At 72.8% G+C, this 18,959-nt stretch carries 17 protein-coding genes; 7 read left to right on the forward strand and 10 right to left on the reverse strand.

The window, feature by feature from the left end; translation table 11 throughout:
* The first annotated feature begins 17 nt into the window (after positions 1–17).
* The 5 genes from LUW87_RS07640 to LUW87_RS07660 are packed head-to-tail and all read left to right on the forward strand — an operon-like array spanning position 18 to position 4,931.
* Entirely contained in the window at positions 18–1,007 is a 990-nt protein-coding gene (locus tag LUW87_RS07640; protein ID WP_232670540.1) for an ABC transporter ATP-binding protein, read from the forward strand.
* The gene (locus tag LUW87_RS18305; protein ID WP_232670541.1) at positions 1,004–1,882 is read left to right on the forward strand and encodes an ABC transporter permease; all 879 of its coding nucleotides are present in this window, start codon (positions 1,004–1,006) and stop codon (positions 1,880–1,882) included. Before LUW87_RS07640 ends, LUW87_RS18305 begins: the two co-directional genes overlap by 4 nt.
* Positions 1,879–2,868 (forward strand): ABC transporter ATP-binding protein, encoded by a 990-nt coding sequence (locus LUW87_RS07650; protein ID WP_232670542.1) that lies wholly within the window; start codon positions 1,879–1,881, stop codon positions 2,866–2,868. Before LUW87_RS18305 ends, LUW87_RS07650 begins: the two co-directional genes overlap by 4 nt.
* Before the next feature lies 1 nt (position 2,869).
* Complete coding sequence (locus LUW87_RS07655; protein ID WP_232670543.1) at positions 2,870–3,595, forward strand: hypothetical protein; 726 nt, start codon at positions 2,870–2,872, stop codon at positions 3,593–3,595.
* 13 nt (positions 3,596–3,608) lie between these two features.
* Entirely contained in the window at positions 3,609–4,931 is a 1,323-nt protein-coding gene (locus LUW87_RS07660) for an MATE family efflux transporter (RefSeq protein WP_232670544.1), read from the forward strand.
* 16 nt (positions 4,932–4,947) lie between these two features.
* Here the strand turns inward: LUW87_RS07660 and LUW87_RS07665 are convergent, their stop codons facing one another.
* From LUW87_RS07665 to gatC, 6 genes are all read right to left on the reverse strand, one after another.
* Positions 4,948–6,240 (reverse strand): GNAT family N-acetyltransferase, encoded by a 1,293-nt coding sequence (locus tag LUW87_RS07665; protein WP_232670545.1) that lies wholly within the window; start codon positions 6,238–6,240, stop codon positions 4,948–4,950.
* A gap of 100 nt (positions 6,241–6,340) precedes the next feature.
* The gene (locus tag LUW87_RS07670; RefSeq protein ID WP_232670546.1) at positions 6,341–6,922 is read right to left on the reverse strand and encodes a hypothetical protein; all 582 of its coding nucleotides are present in this window, start codon (positions 6,920–6,922) and stop codon (positions 6,341–6,343) included.
* 46 nt (positions 6,923–6,968) lie between these two features.
* Positions 6,969–7,478 (reverse strand): hypothetical protein, encoded by a 510-nt coding sequence (locus LUW87_RS07675; protein WP_232670547.1) that lies wholly within the window; start codon positions 7,476–7,478, stop codon positions 6,969–6,971.
* Between the two features lie 456 nt (positions 7,479–7,934).
* Entirely contained in the window at positions 7,935–9,431 is a 1,497-nt protein-coding gene (gatB, locus tag LUW87_RS07680) for an Asp-tRNA(Asn)/Glu-tRNA(Gln) amidotransferase subunit GatB (protein ID WP_232670548.1), read from the reverse strand.
* Positions 9,428–10,882, reverse strand: coding sequence for an Asp-tRNA(Asn)/Glu-tRNA(Gln) amidotransferase subunit GatA (gene gatA / locus LUW87_RS07685; RefSeq protein ID WP_232670549.1), 1,455 nt, complete (start codon positions 10,880–10,882; stop codon positions 9,428–9,430). Before gatA ends, gatB begins: the two co-directional genes overlap by 4 nt.
* Complete coding sequence (gatC, locus tag LUW87_RS07690) at positions 10,879–11,181, reverse strand: Asp-tRNA(Asn)/Glu-tRNA(Gln) amidotransferase subunit GatC (protein WP_232670550.1); 303 nt, start codon at positions 11,179–11,181, stop codon at positions 10,879–10,881. Before gatC ends, gatA begins: the two co-directional genes overlap by 4 nt.
* 82 nt (positions 11,182–11,263) lie before the next feature.
* On the opposite strand from gatC, the gene LUW87_RS07695 reads away from it, so the two are divergent.
* Positions 11,264–11,683 carry an SCP2 sterol-binding domain-containing protein gene (locus tag LUW87_RS07695; protein ID WP_232670551.1) on the forward strand — a complete coding sequence of 140 codons (420 nt, stop codon included), beginning with the start codon at positions 11,264–11,266 and terminating at the stop codon, positions 11,681–11,683.
* Between the two features lie 132 nt (positions 11,684–11,815).
* On the opposite strand, the gene LUW87_RS07700 is transcribed toward LUW87_RS07695, so the two are convergent.
* Both LUW87_RS07700 and LUW87_RS07705 read right to left on the reverse strand, forming a co-directional pair.
* The gene (locus LUW87_RS07700) at positions 11,816–13,393 is read right to left on the reverse strand and encodes a DHA2 family efflux MFS transporter permease subunit (RefSeq protein ID WP_232670552.1); all 1,578 of its coding nucleotides are present in this window, start codon (positions 13,391–13,393) and stop codon (positions 11,816–11,818) included.
* A 54-nt stretch (positions 13,394–13,447) separates the two neighbouring features.
* Positions 13,448–15,550: a protein kinase domain-containing protein gene (locus LUW87_RS07705; protein ID WP_232670553.1), complete on the reverse strand. Its 2,103-nt coding sequence runs from the start codon at positions 15,548–15,550 to the stop codon at positions 13,448–13,450.
* Positions 15,551–15,651: 101 nt separating this feature from the next.
* Here LUW87_RS07705 and LUW87_RS07710 point away from each other — a divergent pair, with 101 nt between their 5' ends.
* Positions 15,652–16,107 (forward strand): hypothetical protein, encoded by a 456-nt coding sequence (locus LUW87_RS07710; RefSeq protein ID WP_232670554.1) that lies wholly within the window; start codon positions 15,652–15,654, stop codon positions 16,105–16,107.
* 28 nt (positions 16,108–16,135) lie between these two features.
* On the opposite strand, the gene LUW87_RS07715 is transcribed toward LUW87_RS07710, so the two are convergent.
* The gene (locus tag LUW87_RS07715) at positions 16,136–16,786 is read right to left on the reverse strand and encodes an HAD family hydrolase (protein ID WP_232670555.1); all 651 of its coding nucleotides are present in this window, start codon (positions 16,784–16,786) and stop codon (positions 16,136–16,138) included.
* Between the two features lie 56 nt (positions 16,787–16,842).
* Positions 16,843–18,912, reverse strand: coding sequence for an NAD-dependent DNA ligase LigA (gene ligA, locus LUW87_RS07720; RefSeq protein WP_232670556.1), 2,070 nt, complete (start codon positions 18,910–18,912; stop codon positions 16,843–16,845).
* Between the last annotated feature and the right edge of the window lie 47 nt (positions 18,913–18,959).

Genomic DNA, 18,959 nt, shown 5'->3' on the forward strand with positions numbered 1-18,959 from the left:
ATTAGGCTCCGCTGGCGATGACGGACCACTCCCCACCGGCTGCCCCGACGGGCGGTACGGCCCCGTCGGGCACCGTCATCGCCGACGCCGTCATCACCGCGACCGGCGTCACCCGTCGATTCGGAGCGGTGACCGCCCTCGACGGGGCCACGTTCGCGATCGGGGCCGGCATCACCGGCCTGCTCGGCGCCAATGGGGCGGGCAAGACCACCCTCATGGGGCTCCTCCTCGGCCTGCACCGCCCCGACGACGGGCGGCTGCGGGTCCTGGGCCTCGACCCCACCGTGGCCGGGCCGGCGGTGCGGGCGCGCATCGGCTACTCCCCCGAGCACCACCTCCTGCCTCCCGACACGCGGGCCCACGACCTGGTCCGCCACCTGGCCGAGATCCACGGGCTGCCCCACCGCGAGGCGACGGCCCGGGCCAGCGACGCCCTCTGGCAGGTGGGCCTGGGCGAGGAGCGCTTCCGGCCGGTCGGCACCATGTCGACCGGCCAACGCCAGCGGGTGAAGCTGGCCCAGGCCATCGCCCACGACCCCGCGCTCGTCCTGCTCGACGAGCCCACCGACGGCCTCGACCCGGTGCAGCGCGACGAGATGCTGGCCCTCATCCGGCGGGTGGGCACCGAGTTCGGCATCCACGTGGTGATCTCCTCGCACCTGCTCGAGGAGGTCGAGCGCACCTGCGACGCCGCCGTCATCCTGCGGGCCGGCCAGGTGGTGGCGGCCGGACCCCTCACCGAGCTCACCGGCCAGGGACGAGGGGTCGTGGTCGAGGTCGACGCCAGCGTCGACGACGTGGCCGCCCGCCTGCGGGCCGCGGGCCTGCAGGTCGCCGTCGACGGCCTGCGCCTCATGGTCACCGAGGCCGACGGCTCGGGCCCGCCCGGCGACGTGGTGATCCACGACGCCGTGCGCGACGCGGTCGTGGCCGCCGGGGTGGGGGTGCGACGGCTGAGCGACCGCACCGTCCGCCTCGAGGACGTCTTCCTGGAGGTCGGCGCGTGAGCGACGCCCGCATCCTCGATCGCGGCTACCGCGCCTACACCGGCCCCCGTACCGGCGTGCGGGGGGCGGTGCGTTCGCTGGTGGTGCACTCCACCCAACGGGCGCTCGGCCTCAAGCGGCCGGTCTGGCAGAAGGTGCTGCCCCTGCTGGCGGTGTTCATCGCCTACGTCCCCGCCATCGTCTTCGTGGGCATCAGCGTGCTGCTGCCCGACGTGCTGCTCGACAACGCCGGCGTCCTGCCTACCTACGTCGACTACTACGGGTTCATCTCGGCCGCCATCGTCGTGTTCGCCGCGTTCGTCGCTCCCGAGCTGCTGTGCACCGACCGGCGCACCGGCATGCTCGGGCTCTACCTGGCGTCACCGCTCACCCGCAACACCTACCTCTTGGGCAAGGCCGTCGCCGTGGTCGTGCTGCTGGCCCTCGTCACGCTCGGTCCGCTGCTGTTGATGCTGGCCGGGTTCGTCATCGTGGGACGCGGGCCCGACGGCCCGGCCGCGGTGGCCGAGCTGCTGCTCCAGATGGTCCTCGGGGGGCTGGCCGTGGCCGTGGTGCAGGCCGCCCTCTCCCTGGCCGTGGCCTCCACCACGTCGCGCAAGGCGGCAGCCTCGGCGGCGATCATCCTCATCTTGTTGGCCAGCACCGCCGTGTCTGACGCGCTGCTCACCAGTGCCGCCGCCCCCGACATCGCCTTCGGCCTCAACCTGGTCCAGCTCCCCTTCGAGCTGGTCGCCCGCATCTACGACGAGCCCAGCGGCATCACCTCGGCCCGCGACATCGCCACCGGCACCATCGTCGCCCTCTACGCCGGGTGGACCGCCCTGTTCGCCGGGTTCACCTGGCTGCGCTACCGCAGGATGACGGTCACCCGGTGACCCCGCTCCCTCCGCCTCCGACCGACGGTCGCCCGCCCCCGCCGGGCCCGCCCGACCCGCCGGTGCCGCCCGACGCCCGCATCGTCGTCCACCACGTCTCGAAGTGGTTCGGGGACCTGGTGGCGGTGTCGGACGTGACCTTCCACGTGGGGCCGGGCGTCACCGCCCTCCTGGGCCCCAACGGCGCCGGCAAGTCGACCATGATGCGCCTGCTGTGCGGGCTCACCCCACCGTCGCAGGGCACCGTCACCGTGCTCGGAGGCAACCCCCGCCGCGACGTTGAGCTGACCGGACGCATCGGTCTGGTCCCCCAGCAAGAGACCCTCTTCGAGGGCTATTCAGCCCTCGAGTTCGTGCGCCTCGCCGCCGTGCTGCACCGCCGCGACGACCCCGAGGGCGCCGCCCGCGACGCGCTCGCCATCGTCGAGCTCGACCCCGACGAGCCCCGCCCCATCGCCGGCTTCTCCAAGGGCATGCGCCAACGGGCCAAGGTGGCCCAGGCAATCGTCCACGACCCCGAGGTGGTGGTGCTCGACGAGCCCCTCACCGGCCTCGACCCCCGCCAGCGCATCCACCTCATCGGGCTGTTCCAACGTCTGGGGGCAGAGGGCAAGACGGTGGTGGTGTCGAGCCACGTCCTCGACGAGGTCGAACGCTTCGGCAGCCGGGTCCTGGTCATGGCCCAGGGCCGCCTGGCCGCCGAGGGCGACTTCCACGCCATCCGCGACCTCATGGACGACCGTCCCCACCGGGTGCGGCTGCGCAGCGACGCCCCCCGGGCGCTGGCCAGCGGGCTGCTCCACCGAGGCGTCGTGGTCGCCATCCGTCTCACCGGCGACGACACCGTGGTCGTCGACACCACCGATGCGGCCCGCCTGCGCCGAGAGGTGCCGGTCGTCGCCGCCGAGCACGGCGCCCGTTTGCTCGAGGTCGCCCCCCTCGACGACGACCTCGAGAGCGTCTTTCGCTACTTGGTGGGGGGCTGACGTGGCGGCCCTCTCCCCCACCACCCTGCCCATCTACCGGTTGCTGCTGCGCACCCAGGTCAACCGGGGCCGGGTCCTGGCCCTGCTGGCCATCGGCGCGGTCGGCATCGTGGTGAGCATCGCCATCGGCTCCACCACCTCGTTCGAACCGGTCGAGCGCGGCGCCCGCTTCGTCAACGCCTTCGGCCTCTCCCTGCTGGTCCCGGTGACGGCCCTGGTCTTCGCCGCCGCCTCGCTGGGCGACCTCGACGAGGACGGCACCCTCGTCTACCTGTGGCTGCGACCGGTCCGTCGCTCCCGCATCGTCGTGGCCGCCGCCGCCTCCTCGCTGACCGTGGCCTGGCCGCTGGTCGTGGTGCCCCTGGCCGTGGCGGCGTGGGCCACCGGTGGCGGCGCCGATCTCGTCGTGGGCACGGTCGTGGCCACCACGTTGGCGCTGACCGCCTACACCGGCCTGTTCTGCGCGCTCGGCCTGCGCGTGCGCCGCTCGTTGGTGTGGGGACTGCTCTACATCTTCATCTGGGAGGGGTTCATCGCCACGGCCAACGACACCGCCGCCCGCCTGGCGGTGCGCACCTATGCCCGCTCGGCCCTCAGCGACATCGCCGACGTGACCCTCAGCTTCGCGGCCGTGGCCTCGCCCTACCGCTGGGTGGTCCCTCCGCTCGTCGGCGTGGCCGCGCTGGTGTACGCCACCCGTCGACTGTCCCGCCAGGACGTGGCGTGACCACCATCGGGCGGTGGCCGCGGCCCCGGTGAGGCACCTCGATCGGGAGATCCTGCGCCTGGCCGTGCCGGCGCTCGGCGCCCTGGTGGCCGAACCCCTCTACGTGCTGGCCGACACCGCCATGGTGGGGCGTGCCGTCGGCACCGACGCCCTCGCCGGCCTGGCCGTGGCCACCAGCATCTTGTTGCTGGGCTACGCCATCTTCATCTTCCTCGCCTACGGCACGACGGCGTCGGTGGCCCGCCTCATCGGCGCCGGCGACGAGCGCGAAGCCGCCCACCAGGCCGTGCAGGGCCTGTGGCTGGCCCTGGGTCTCGGCGTGGCGGTCGCCGTCGTCACCGCCTTCGCCTCCGGGCCCCTCGTCGGGCTGCTCGGGGCCACGGGCGACGTGCGCACCCAGGCCGAGCTGTACCTGCGCATCAGCCTGCTGGGCGTGCCCGCCATGCTCATGGTGCTGGCCGGCACCGGCTACCTGCGGGGTCTGCAGGACACCCGCACCCCGTTGCTGGTGGCGGCCGGTTCCGCGCTGTTGAACCTGGTCCTCGGGCTGTGGTGGGTCGTGGTGCTCGATCTCGGGGTCGGCGCATCGGCGGCGTCGACGGTGGTGGCCCAGTGGCTCTCGGCCGGCGTGTACGTGTGGTGGACGGCCCGGGCCGTGCGCCGCCACCAGGTGCCGCTCGGCGTCGATCCCAGAACGGTGGTGCGCCTGGCGGTGGTGGGGCGGGACCTGTTCTGGCGCACCGCCGCCCTGCGCGGCTCGTTGCTGGTGGCCACCGCGGTGGCCACCCGCATCGGCACCGTCGACGTCGCCGCCCATCAGATCGCCTTCGAGATCTGGGCCCTGCTGGCCCTGATCCTCGATGCCCTGGCCATCGCCGGCCAGGCCATGATCGGGCGCTACCTGGGCGCCGGCTCGGTCGCCGAGGCCCGGGCCGCCGGCCGACGCCTCCTCGGGTGGGGGCTGGCCGCCGGGGTGGTGTTGGGCGTCGTCGTCGCCGGGGCCCACCCGTGGTTGGGACAGCTGTTCAGCACCGATCCGGAGGTGGTCGCCCTCGCCGGGTTCGTGTTGCTCTGGGTGGCCGTGATCCAACCGGTGAACGGCGTGGTCTTCGTGCTCGACGGTCTGCTCATCGGCGCGGCCGACATGGCGTTCCTGGCCCGGGCCATGGGGGTGGCCGCCCTCGTGTTCGTCCCCTGCGCGGCGGCGGTGGCCCTGCTGGGGCTGGGCATCGGCTGGCTGTGGGCGGCGTTGTCGCTGCTGATGGTCACCCGGCTGGTGCTGCTGTGGCACCGCTGGCGGGGCGACGCCTGGGCGGTGACCGGCGCCCACCGCTGACGACGGCTGACCCGGTTCAGAAGCGGGTGGTGCAGTGCGGGGCGAGCCCGGTCGCGAACAAGGCGTCGGCGAGCGCGATCGCGCCCGACCGGTGCTCGGTGACCAGACCGGCCCCGACCAGGGCCTGCCAGGTGGTGTGGCCGAGGCACAGCGCGCCGAGGTCGGCGACGGAGGTGGACAGGTCGGGATCGGCCTCGACCCTGGTGCACGCCGCCGTGCCGGCCGCATCGGCCTGGACCAGGTAGGTGCCGGTGACGTCGAAGGGACAGGCCGAGCCGGACCGCTCGGCGGTTCGGCGGCCGAACGGATCGGCGATGTGCACGACCACCTGGCCCTGACCGGCGTAGCCGCGGGCCGACAGCAGGCCGGCCACGTCGACCGGGCGCACCCACAGACCGTCGTGGCGCTCGGTGACGCCGAGGGCACGCGGGTCGGCGAGGCGGAGGCGGTGGGGCTCGTCCATCGGGCGGCGCGAGATCACCACGGACGACACCAGGTCGAGGGTGGTGAGGTACTGCCACAGGGCAGCGTCGGTCTCGGGGTCCGATGCGACCATCTCGAAGACCTCGGCCTCCCAGGTCCCCACCTCACCGCGCTGGTGCACCTTGTACAGGGCGTAGCCGGTGGCGGAGCCGTCGGGCTCCTCGGACGCCACGACCACGAAGCCCCGACCGAAGCTCTTCCACGTGGCCGTCTCGGACAGCAGGCACTCCCACCACGCCTCGCGGCGGCTGAGCTCGCCCGGGCGTTGCTGGCGGTACCGGTCGAACGCGGGGGCCAGCGTCGCCGCCGCCTCGGCCTGGGGGACGAGACGCAGGTGGCGCTCGGGAGGCGCGGCCAGGGTCGACGCCTGATGCCGGTCGATCCTGAGGCTCTCGTGCTCGCTGGCCACCCCGTAGCCGAAGCGTCGGTAGATGCCGGCCTCGGAGGCCAGCAGCACGGCGGCGGCGTCGCCCCGCTCGGCGACGTCGACCAGCTGGCGGGCCATCATCGAGGTGAGCAGCCCGCGGCGGTGGTGGGTGGGGCGCACACCCACGTTGGTGACTGCGGCGACCGGCACCGTGGGGGCGGGACGTCCCGCCCCGATGTCCTCGGTCGCACCCGGCAACGTCATGGCCGTCGAGTACGCCGCGGCCCCGCCCACGAAGACCCCGTCGAGCTCGGCGACGAGGGTGCGGTCGTACTCCACGACACCCCGCTCGAGCTCGACGTGGGCGGCCGGCGGCACGAACCCGAAGGCCAGGTCGGTGGCTCGCACGAACTCGCCCAGCTCGTCGTCGCCGATGGTGCGCAGCGTCACGTCCCCCATGGGTGGAGTCTGCCCCACCCTGGGCCCGACGCCACGGGGGTTCGGACGCGACGAGGGCCCGGGCGCTCGGCCCGGGCCCTCGTGTCAGGTCACGAGGTGGTCAGCTACCGAAGTCCGAGGCGTCGAAGCCCTCGCAGTTCTCGGCGAGCCACTCCTCGATGTTGGCCTGAGCCTCGGTGACCTCGTCGCTCTCGAGGGCGGCACCGGCCTCTTCCATCTTCTCCTGGTACTCCGGGTCGAAGATGTTGCCGCCACCCTCGCCCAGCGCCTCACCGAACTCGGCGAACGCGTCCTGGATCACCTCGAAGTCGTCGGCGATCTCGTCGGGGATCTCGGCACCGAGCCCGGCCAGCTCGTCCTCCATCTCCTGGAGCTCTTCGTCCTCCATGGCCCCACCGAACATCGACCCGAGAGCGCCCAGGCTGATGGTGGCGTAGGCCAGCCCGACGTTGGTGCACTCGTCGTCGCCGAACATGCCCAGGGCGTTGTCGAGGTCGCCGCTGCTGCCGCCGTCGTCGCTGTCGCTGCCCGAGTCGTCGGTGGCCTCGGTGGTGGGGGAATCGTTGCCGCTGGACTCGACGACGGGGTCGTCGCCACCACCGCCGCACGCGGCCACGGCCACCACCATCACCAGGGCGAGCAGGGTCGCCATCACCTTGTTGCGCATCGCAGTCATCGCCATGTCGAGCTCACTTTCCGTCCAGGCTGGGGCCGTGGTCGTCCAGAGACTACGCGCCGGGAACCAGCAGGTCGGCCGGTCCCACCACATCCGGCCCGCACTCGGCGTCGATCCAGGCCCCGAGCTCGGCCGCAGCCGCCTCGAAGGCCTCGGTCCCTTCGGCGAGGACCCCGGCCACCTCGGCGTCCGACGGCCACGAGCCGCTCGACGCCGCCGCGGTGTGGAGCAGGGCCAGGGCCTCGACCTGCGTCGTCACCGCCGCCTCCATGGCGGCCAGGTCGTCGGCGAACCCCGGCGGAACCTGGGTGCGCAGGCCGGCGAGCCACTCCCCGAGCTCACCCTGCTCGGCCGAGGACGACGCCTCCGGGCCCAGCGCCGGAAAGGCGGTGGCGTGGGACAGGTGGATCAGCGCGACGCACTGGGCGGTGCGATCCTCCTCATGCCCAGCGGACGTGCTGACGACCGCCGGCTCGGGCGGAGGCGCAGACGCGGCAGTGCCCGAACAGGCCGAGGCGAGCAGAGCGAGAAGGGCCGCCCGGGCGACGTGGTGTGAGGACATGTCGAGACCTCCAGTGGGTCCTCGTGGCTTCGAGGACCCCGGAGGGCCGATGCGCCGACGATACCCCCGAGCCGATTCCCCGCCAAGGGGCTCTGCTGATGGCGCCCTCCTCGCAGGCTCGTCGGGACGCGGTGTGGGCGGGTCGCTGGCGCTCCCGTCGCCCACCTGTCCGCAAACGTCATCTGACTCACGACGACAGCGAGCCTTCGACCACGTGGCCGCTCCTCGCCACACCCCTGCGACAACCAGCCGTCGGCCTCCCGGGGGGTGGCCCGGACCACGGTTCTGACGCGCGCACAGGAGCGAGTGCGGCTCGGCGAGCGCAGCCTGCGATCGACGAAGGGTTCGTCGGCCCACGCCCGAGCTCGACGAAGCCGCCGCTCTGAGCGACTGAGCACGTCAGGTTCTGGTCCGGGACAGGACCCGCCGGGAGGTCGGGGGGTGAGACGTGCGCGCTCAGGCGCCGACGCGGCGCTGCTCCAGGAGGGCGGTGACGATCTTGCCGTCGGCCTGGCCCTTGGTGGCCTTCATCACGTTGCCGACGAAGAAGCCGGTGAGCTTGCCCCGCTTCTTGTCGTCGCCCTCGCAGTAGTCCGACCAGGCCTCGGCGTTGGCGGCGATGATCTCGTCGAGCACGGCCTCGAGCGCCGAGGTGTCCATGGCCTCGAAGCCCTTGGCCGCGGCGATGGCGTCGGGCGGCTCGCCGCTGGTGACCATCTCGGCCAACACGGCCTTGGCCTGGGTGGCGGTGAGCTTGCCGTCGAGCTCGAGGGCGATGAGGGCGGCGAGGTGGGACGGATCGAGCCCTTCGGCCCCCTCGACGGCCAGGTTGTGCTCGACGTGGGTGAGCACCCGGGCCGGCTCGCCGCCGGCGTCGATGGCGGACAGGGCCAGAGCGTCGAGGTCGCGGGCCACCGCGATGGCGGCTTCGGCCGGTGCCACCCCGGCCGCGGCGGCCAGGCGGGCCCGGCGCTCGGCCGGGAGCACGGGGAGGGCGGCGTCGATGGCGTCGACCCACTCCCGGCCGGGGTCGAGGGGCACGAGGTCCGGTTCCTGGAAGTACCGGTAGTCCTCGGCTTCCTCCTTGGACCGCCCGGGACGGGTGCGGCCTGCGCCCTCGTCCCAGTGGCGGGTCTCCTGGCGGATGCGCTCACCGGTCTCGAGCAGGTCGACCTGGCGGCGGGCCTCGTACTCGATGGCCCGCCCGAGCGAGCGCAGCGAGTTGAGGTTCTTGATCTCGCAGCGGGTGCCGAGCTCGGCGTCGCCCACGTGACGCACGCTGACGTTGGCGTCGACGCGCAGCGACCCCTCCTCCATCTTGGCGTCGGAGGCGCCGGTGGCCAGCAGGATGGCCCGTAGCTCGTCGATGTAGGCCTTGGCCTGCTCGGGGTGGCGGATGTGGGGTCGGCCCACGATCTCGACCAGCGGCACCCCGGCGCGGTTGTAGTCGACGAGGGAGTAGTCGGCGCCGTGGATGCGCCCACTGCCCCCGGCGTGGGTGTTCTTGCCGGTGTCCTCTTCGATGTGGGCCCGTTCGATGCCGACGCGGGTGCCGTCGGGGAGGTCGAGCCAGCCGTCGACGTTGATGGGCCGGTCGTACTGGCTGACCTGGTAGTCCTTCGGCATGTCCGGATAGAAGTAGTTCTTGCGGGCGAAGACCGACGGCTCGACCTCGCAGTGCAGCGCCCGTCCGAGGCGCATGGCCAGCTCCACCACCTGGCGGTTGAGCACGGGCAACGACCCCGGGAGCCCCAGGCAGACCGGGCAGACGTTGGTGTTGGGCTCGGACCCGAAGTGGTTGGGGCACCCGCAGAAGAGCTTGGTGGCGGTGGCCAGCTCGCAGTGGACCTCGAGGCCCACCACGATCTCCCAGGTGGCCCCGGTGGCCTCGCTGTCGATGGTGAAGTGCTCGCCCTCGATGGGCTCGTGGGTGAGGTTCTCGATCGGGCTCATCGGGCCAACTCCTCGAGGCTCGGCGCGGCCGCTTCGAGCACGGCCGCGGCCCGGAACATGGTGGGTTCGCCCAGCGCCGGAGCCAGCAGTTGGACCCCCACGGGCATGCCGTCGGCGCCGGGGCCGTAGGGCACGCTCATGGCCGGGTGACCGGCGAGGTTGGACGGAATGGTGCACACGTCGTTGAGGTACATGGCGAGCGGGTCGTCGGTCTTGTCGCCGAAGCGGAACGCCGTGGTGGGCGAGGTGGGGGACAACAAGAGGTCGGCCTGCTCGTAGGCGGCGTCGAAGTCGCGCACGATGAGGGTGCGGACCTTGAGGGCCTTGCCGTAGTAGGCGTCGTAGTAGCCGGCGGACAAGGCGTAGGTGCCGAGCATGATGCGGCGCTTCACCTCGTCGCCGAACCCGGCGGTACGGGTGGCGGCGTTCATCTCGGCGGTGGTGGGGGCGTCGACCCGGAGGCCGTAGCGCACGCCGTCGTAGCGGGCCAGGTTGCTCGACGCCTCGGCCGGGGCGATGAGGTAGTAGGCCGACAGGCCGTAGGTGACGGCCGGGACCGACACCTCGACGATCTCGGCGCCGGCGGCGGCCAGGGCCTCGGCGGCCTCTCGCACCCGAGCAGCCACGTCGGGGGCGATGCCGTCGCCCATGAGCTCGGTGACGAGGCCCACCCTGAGACCCGCCACGCCCTGGTCGAGGACCGGCCCGACGGGCTGGTAGGGCCGGTCGATGGAGGTGGAGTCGCGGGGGTCGTGGCCGCCGATGGCGTCGAGCAGCAGCGCGGCGTCGGCGACGGTGGTGGAGAACGGACCGATCTGGTCGAGCGAGGAGGCGAAGGCCACCAGCCCGTAGCGGCTGACCAGGCCGTAGGTGGGCTTCACACCGACCACGCCGCAGAGGGCAGCCGGTTGGCGGATGGAACCCCCGGTGTCCGAGCCGAGCGACACCGGGGCGAAGCCGGCGGCCACGGCGGCGGCCGAACCGCCCGATGACCCGCCGGGGACCCGGTCGGTGTCGCGCGGGTTGCGGGTGGGGCCGAAGGCCGAGTTCTCGGTGGACGAGCCCATGGCGAACTCGTCGAGGTTGGTCTTGCCGATCGCCACCGCGCCCGTGGCCGCCAGGCGCGCCACGACGGTGGCGTCGTAGGGCGGGCGCCAGCCCTCGAGGATGCGGCTGGAGCAGGTGGTGGGCAGCCCTCGGGTGCAGAGGTTGTCCTTGAGGGCGACCGGGACGCCGGCCAGGGGCCCCGGGTCCTCGCCGGCGGCCACCCGCTGGTCGATGACGTCGGCCGCGGCGCGGGCCTCGTCGGCCAGGACCAGGTTGAAGGCGTGGACCTCGCCCTCGGTCGCGTCGATGGTGGCGAGGTGGGCGTCGACGACGGCCCGGGCCGACACCTGCCCGGCGCGCACACCGGCGGCGATGCCGGCGGCGGTGGCGGGGAGCTCGCTCACGGCTCCTCCCCCAGGATGGCCGGGACCCGGAAGCGCCCGTCCTCGACGGAGGGGGCCTGACCCAGCACCTCGTCGCGGTCGACGCAGGCGTCGACGACGTCGTCGCGCAGCACGTTGGCGAGCGGGAGCGGGTGGGCGGTCGGGGCGACGTCGGCCAGGTCGAGGGCGGCGACGTCGGCGGCGTGGTCGAGCACGGCCCCCAACTGGTCGGTGTAGGTGTCGAGCTCGGTGTCGCTGAGCGACAGTCGGGCGAGGTGGGCCACATGGGCCACGTCGTCACGGGTCAGGCGTTCGGGCATAGGCGCTTCATGCTACGTGGGCCGTCGCGTGGTCCCGATAGGGTCATCGGCGTCGAGCGTCTGGACGTCCCAGGAGGGCCCCGTGGCCGAGCAGTACGAGTTCCTCAGCGAGGAGTGGCTGGCGCAGGTGCGCCGCCTCCGCGAGGAGATGCCCGAACCCGAGGGCGAACCGCCGGTGACCATGAAGATGAACGTCGTGGTCATCCAGACCCCCTTCGACGGTGGCGACATGAAGGGCCACGTCGACACCTCCAAGGGTGAGCTGCTCGTCGAGGAGGGCCACCTCGACACACCGGACCTCACCGTGACCGTCGAGTACGACACCGCCAAGGCCATCTTCGTCGAGCAGGACCTCGCCGTGGCCATGCAGGCCTTCATGGCCGGCAAGGTCAAGGTGCAGGGCGACATCACCAAGCTCATGGCCCTGCAGGCCCAGGCCATCACCCCGGATCCCAACGCCGTGGCCATCGCCGAGGCGGTCAAGGACATGACCCGCTCCTGACCCACACCGCGAACCTGTCGAAAAAGTGCGCCGACAGATGACGCCCTTTCCCGACAGGTTTGCCGGGCACGGGTGCGCAGGGTGGGTCAGCGTCGGGGGCGGTGGGGCCGGTCGGTGCCGGTCAGGGGCCGGTCAGGTGCCGGCGTCGGCGGTGCGCCCGGTCGGCTCGGGCGCGCCGAAGTCGGTACGCCGCACGAAGAAGGCGGTGACCGCCGCCCCCATGGCCACCGCGGTGCCCACCAGGTAGGCGGTGGCGTAGGAGCGATCGCCCTGGGTGGCCACGGTGGCGGCCTGCACGGTGAGCAGGATCTGCATGCCGGCCACCGCGCCGATCTGTGACGTGGTCTGCGACGCGGCGCTGGCCACGCCGAGGTCGCCGCTGTCGACGGTGTTGGCCACGCTGGCGATCATCGACGGGGCCACCGCGCCCATGCCCACCCCCGACAGGGCGAGGGAGATCTCGATCCACCACAGGCCGGTGCCGGTGCCCACGGCCGCCATGCCCATCATGGAGGCGGCGAGGAACAATCCCCCCGCGACCCCGATGGTGCGCTCCCCCCACTTCACGGCCAGGTAGCCGGCGATGGGCCCGACGATCGAGTAGGCCGCCGGACGCACGATGGACGCCAAGCCGGTCTTGGTGGTGCTGAAGTCGAGCAGGTCGCTGAGCAGCAGCGGGGTGAGGATGAAGCCGCCCATGTAGGTGAAGTTGGCGAGGAACAAGGTCGCGAACGGGAACGAGAAGTTGCGGTGCCGGAAGTACCGCATGGGCAGCAGCGGGTGGGCGACGCGGTTCTCGGTGCGCACGAACCACCACAGCAGCAACGGGGTGACGAGGAAGCCGCCGAGCACCAGGGGGCTCGTCCAGCCGCTCTCGGGCCCGCGGTTGAGCGCGAGCAGCAGCGAGCCCACGCCGAGGGCCAGCAGCACCGAGCCGAGGACGTCGAAGCGCACCCGCTCGCCTCGCTCCGTGTCGGGCAGGACGAGGAACCCGATGACGAGGGCGGCGATGGCCACCGGAGTCTGCAGCACGAAGATCCAGCGCCACCCGTAGCCGTCGACGAGGGGGCCACCGATGACCACCCCGAGCACCGGGGCCCCGGCGACGACCAACGACCAGTAGCCCATGGCCTGGGCCCGGCGGGCCGGGGGGAAGCTGCGGTTGATCATGGCCAGGGCCGACGGGCCGGCGGCCGCCCCGGTGGCCGCGCCCAGGAACCGGAAGACGATCAACGAGTAGGCGTCCCAGGCCACGACCGCGGCGGCCGAGAAGACCACCACCCCGATCATGCTCACCAGGTAGACGGGCCGGGCGCCGAGACGATCCGAGAGCTTGCCGGCGATGGGACCGAGCACGGCCATGGCCAGGCTGGGGCCGGTGATGGCCCAGGTCAGCACGCTGGCGGTCGACCCCAGGTCGTCGGCGATCTCGGGCAGCGACACCGTGAGCACGGTGATGGTGAAGCTGGCGGTGAACACCCCGAGCAGCGAGGCGGCCAGCACGATCCACGGGCCGCGGGAGCTGCGGCCGATCCGGCCCTCGACCCGCCGGCGCAGCATCAGGCTCCACGGCAGCACCGCGATGTCCTCGGCGCCAGGTGGCTCCAGGCCGATCTCGAGCTCGTCGGTGGACTCGTCGGCTCTGGTCGCACCGGTAGCCGGCCGGGCCGACCCGCCGGAGGCCGACGGGTTCTGGTCGGACACGGGCACGGCCGTCAGCCTATCCGGCCACCTCGGGCCGCCTTCCGGTGGTCGCCGACCCGGTCAGCGGGTGGTGAGGCTGACCGAGGTCTCCTTGCGGACGGCCTGGCCGACGGCGGGATCGCTGCCGGTGACGGGACTGAGCGGCGAGCCCTGGATGCCCCCGACGTAGAGGCCCAGGTTCTGCAGGGCGGTGGAGGCCTCGAGGATCGTCATGCCCACGATCGACGACGGGATGGTGACGAGCTCGGGCCCCTTGGACACCACGACGGTGACGCTGCTCCCGCGCTCGACGGTGGCCCCGCCCTGGGGGTCGAGAGAGAGCACGGTGCCCACCGCCGCCTCGTCGTCGAACTGCTCGACCTTCTCGGGCACCAGGGCCTCGGCCTCGAGCGCGGCCACGGCGGCGTCGTAGGTGCCGCCGACCAACCCGGCCGGGACGGTGCGCGGGAAGGGGCCGTCGCTGACGGTCAACGCCACCGCCCCGCCCCTGGGGAGCTCGGCCGGGGTGCCTTCGGCCAGGCCCAGCACCGTGTCGTAGTCCCAGTTCTCGTCGTAGGTGCGGGTGACCTCGCCCACGGTGAGGCCGATGGCGGCCAGCTCGTCGGTGACCTGCTGGAGGGACTTGCCGCCGATCTGGTCGGCCGGGGGGACGGCCACCGGAGGCGGACCCCTCGAGACGACCAGGGCGACCGCCTCGCCCTCCTCGAGCTCGACGCCCGCGCCCGGGTCCTGCCCGATGACGGTGCCCTCGGCCTCGACATCGTCGAACTCCTGGCGTTGCTCGACGACCAGGTCGTGCTCGGCCAGCTCGGCCAGCGCGGCGTCGACGGGGCCGCCGACGTAGCTGGGCAGCACGAACGTGGCCGGCCGCGTGCTGTACCAGGCCGCGGCCGAGCCGCCGCCCAACAGGGCCAGCACCACGAGCGCAGCCACGACGTAGCGGGCCCGCCGACGGCGACGCGGCGGTTCTCCGGCGCCGTCGCCGATGGGCGGGGGCCCGTCGTCGACGCCCGCCCCGGCCAGGGCCAGGGCCTCGGCGTCGGCCTTCTGGGCTCGCTGCTCCTCCTTGCGCCGACGCCGTCGCTCGGCCCGGCTCCGCGGTTCGTCGTCGGCGGGTGGGTCGCGGTCGACGCGCACCGTCTCGGGCTGCACCACCTCGATGCCCTCGTGCACGATGGTGAGGCCGTTGGTCGTCGTGCCCGGTGGTGCGGCCATGATCTCGGGATCGAGCTCGGCGCGCAGCTGACGTTCGGACACGAAGAGCGTGGTGGGCTCGCGTGGCTCGAAGGCGTCCGGGTCGATGGTGGCCGTGCCGGCCAACGGCAGCGGCGACGCCGGGCCCAGGTCGCCGGCGGCCATCAAGAGGGTGGCGAAGCTGCCGGCATCGGGCCGTTCGGCGGGATCGTCGTTTCCGGCGGCGGCCAAGGCGGCGGTCAGGGGCCCGGCCTGCTCGGGGATCGGCAGGGGGTGCCCGACTCGGGCCATGAGGGTGCCGAGCGTGGTGTCGGCGGTGAAGGGGACCTCACCGGTGAGGGCCTCCACCAGCACCAAGGCGAGGGAGTAGACGTCGCTGCGCCCGTCGAGGGGACGACCCTGGGCCTGCTCGGGGGACGCGTACCGGGCCGTGCCCAGCACCGCTCCCATCGGCTCGGTCCAGGCGGCCTCGGCCAGGGCCCGGGCCAGGCCGAAGTCGGCGATGCGCAGGCGACCCTCGTCGTCGAAAAGCAGGTTGGCGGGCTTGATGTCGCGGTGCACGAAGCCCCGCCGGTGGGCGTAGTCGAGACCTCGGGCGGCCTCGATGCCCACGTCGCGGACCTGGGACGGGTCGAGGTGGTGGCCCAGGTCGAGCATCGCCCGCAGGCTCCCCCCGCCGAGCAGCTCGGTGACCAGGTAGGGCACGTCGCCCTGGCCCCAGTCGTGCACGCCCATGACGTGGGGGTGGTTCAGTGCCGCCGCCGCCTGGGCCTCGGCCTGGAAGCGCTTGAGGAAGGCGGCGTCGTCGGCCAACGCCGCATGCAGGACCTTCACCGCCACACGGCGGCGAAGGACCACGTCATCGGCCAGGTAGACGGTCGCGGACGCCCCGGTCCCGATGGGACCGAGCAGGCGATAGCGCCCACCGAGGACCTGACCCACACGGTCGCTCACGCGGGAAATTGCCACTCCCCGAGGCTACTGGTTACACGCGTGCAATTCGGCGACCCCTCCCGCTCCACCTCGGCCCGATGGCACTCGCCCGCCGATCGGCGGGCACACTGGGGCCCATGACCGATCCCGCTGCGTCGACGACCACCTCGGGGGCCGCCCGCCCGCCCCGACGCCTCCAACCCCGTCACGCCGGCTACGTCGCGCTCGTCGCGGTCGCCGCCGTGGCCCTCTACTTCGTGTACCAGCTGGCGGCCGAGGACGGTGGCACCGGGCAGAGCTCGGCCATCGAGCAGCTCTATCCGACCGAAGAGGCCCAGATCCTGCAACAGGACCGCATCGGCATCGATCTGGCCCCCGGCTACGAGGGGAGCCTGGCCCTCAACGGGGACCCGCTGCCCGATGACGAGGTCATGCTCGTGCCGGAGCTGAACCAGGTCTTCTACCAGCCTGGCCCGGGCCAGACCTTCGAGTCGTGGCCGGCCGGACGCAACTGCATCATCGCCACGTTCTGGCGCTCGGAGACCGGCCCCGGCCAGTCGAGCAGCCGGGCGTGGTGCTTCACGGTGGTGTGATCCGGCGGCGAGCAGCCGGCAGCGGGCCTCAGGTGGGGGCGGGGCCCTCGGCGTCGAGGAGCCGTTGCAGCTCGTCGAGCGCCGGCAGGTGGTCGTCGTCCACCAAGATGGCGTGCATGCCCAGCGCCCGGGCGGCCTCGACGTTGCCCCGGGCGTCGTCGAGGAAGACCGCCTCGTCGGCTGCCACGCCGAGCTGATCGAGCGCCATCTGGAAGATCCGCGGATCGGGCTTGCGCATCCCCACCTGGCTCGAGTCGACGACGAACTCGAAGAGGTCGTCGACGGGGATCATGGCTCGCCAACCGTCGGCGAACTCCGCCACGTTGTTGGTGATGAGGGCGGTGCGGTAGCCGCGCGACCGCAGGCCGAGGGTGAGGTCGATGACGTCCTGGCGCACGCCTCCCCCACCGCCCATGGACGACAGCAGGTCGAACAAGTCGATGTCGAGGCCCTCCTCGGCGGCGACTGCCTTGATCTGCTCCGCCGCCGCGGCGATGGCCACCTCGCCCCGCTCGAGCCGGTGCCACGGGTGGTCGGTGTCCTGGTCGTAGGGGCCGAAGACCGCTCGCAGGCCGACCGCGGGATCGAGGCCTCGCTCGACGTGCCACCCGTGCACCCCGGTGAAGGGCGAGCCCGTGTAGACGCCCCCGAAGTCGAACACCACGGCCTTGATGGTCACCACGTCCCCCTGCGATCGACGTCTGTCGCCGCCCGGTTGGCGGCGCCTGACGTGTTCTAGTCGCTGGACGGGACCTCGGTGTCACCCTCGGCACCGGGGAGCTCACCGGTGGCCAGCAGGTGCTCGAAGCCGGCCTCGTCGAGGACGGGGACGCCGAGCTCCTCGGCTCTGGTGCGCTTGGAGGCGCCCGGGTCGGCGCCGACCACGACCGCCGTGGTCTTCTTGGACACGCTGCCGGGGGACTTGCCGCCCCGGGCCTTGATGGCCTCGGCGGCCTCGTCGCGGGTGAAGCGGTCGAGGGTGCCGGTGACCACGACGGATCGACCGACCAGGTTCTGCTCGACCTGGGGGGCGGCGGGCCCCTCCATGGTCAGCCCGGCGTCGCGCAGCTCCTGGACGAGGGTCCGGTTGCGTTCGTCGCCGAACCATTCGCGCACGGCCTCGGCGATGGTGGGCCCCACGCCGTCGACCGCGGCCAGCTCGTCGACGTCGGCCTCCTCGATGCGGTCGATGTGGCCGAAGCGCCGCGACAGGGCCTGGGCCCCGGCCGGGCCGAGATGACGGATGTTGAGCCCGACCAGCAGGTGCGGCAACGGGCGGGCCTTGGAGTCCTCGATGGCCCGCAGGAGGTTGTCGACCGACGTCTCGCCGAAGCCCTCGAGCCCGAGCAGGGCGTCGCGGTCGAGGTGGTAGATGCCGGCGATGTCGTGGAGCAGGCCGAGCTCGAGGAAGAGCCGGACGCGCTGCTCGCCGAGGCCCTCGATGTCCATGGCCCCGCGGGAGGCGAAGTGCTCGATGCTGCCCGCCACCCGAGCCGGGCACGACACGTTGACACAGCGGGTGTCGGCCTCGCCCTCGGGGCGCACCAGCGGTTGGCCGCACACCGGGCAGTCGGTGGGGAACTCCCAGGGTTCGAGCCCCTCGGGGCGCTCGGCGAGGACGGGCCCCACGACCTCGGGGATGACGTCGCCGGCCTTGCGCACGATGACGACGTCGCCGGGCCGTACGTCCTTGGCCCGGACCTGGTCCTGGTTGTGCAGGGTGGCCAGCCCGACGGTGGAGCCGGCCACCACCACGGGTTCGAGCTCGGCGAAGGGCGTGGCCCGCCCGGTGCGACCGATGGACACCATGATGCGACGCAGGCGGGTGGTGCGCTCCTCGGGCGGGAACTTGTAGGCGATGGCCCAGCGCGGGGCCCGGGAGGTGAACCCCAGCTCGCGCTGCAGGGCCAGGTCGTCGACCTTGACCACCAGGCCGTCGATCTCGTAGTCGAGGTCGTGGCGGTGGGCCTGCCAGTGCTGGGCGTGGTCGTAGACGGCGCCGAGCGATTCGAGGACGCGCACCTCGGGGTTGACCGGGAAGCCGAGGTCGGCGAGGAACTCGAGCGTCTCGGAGTGGCGGGCGAAGGCGGGCCCGCCGACGACCTCGCCCAGCTGATAGCTCCAGAAGGCCAACCCGCGTCGGGCGGTGACCGACGGATCCTTCTGGCGCAACGACCCGGCCGCGGTGTTGCGCGGGTTGGCGTAGGTGCGGTCACCCGCCTCGACCTGGGCGGCGTTGAGGGCCTCGAAGACGCCGATGGGCATGTACACCTCGCCACGGACCTCGAGAACCTCGGGCGCACCCGAGGCCAGGACGTCGGGCAGCACGTCGATGGTGGCCACGTTGGCGGTGACGTCCTCGCCGGTGCGGCCGTCGCCGCGGGTGGCGGCCTGGACCATGCGGCCGCCCTCGTAGCGCAGCGAGATGGCGAGCCCGTCGATCTTGAGCTCCCCGACCAGGCCGACGGCCCGCGTGCTCTCGCCCAGCTCGGCCAGGCGGCGCTCGAGGCGGCCACCCCAGGCCTGGAGCTCCGGGGCGGTGAAGGCGTTGTCGAGGCTCATCATCGGCACGCGGTGCTCGACCGGGGCGAAGGTGGCGCTCGGGGCCGAGCCCACGGTGCGGGTGGGCGAGTCGGGGGTGACCAGGTCGGGGAAGCGCTCTTCGAGGGCGAGCAGCTCGCGCAGCAGGGCGTCGTAGTCGGCGTCGGGGATCTCGGGGGCGTCGAGCTCGTGGTAGCGCTGGTTGTGGTGGCGGACCAGCCGGCGCAACTCCTCGACTCGTTCCGCAGGATCGACCTCGCTCACGGGTGCGACACTACCGACGGCCGACGACAGGCGATCCCGACCACCCG

Origin of the sequence: Rhabdothermincola salaria (assembly GCF_021246445.1) — a bacterium.
Taxonomy (GTDB): Bacteria; Actinomycetota; Acidimicrobiia; order Acidimicrobiales; family Acidimicrobilacustridaceae; genus Rhabdothermincola_A; species Rhabdothermincola_A salaria.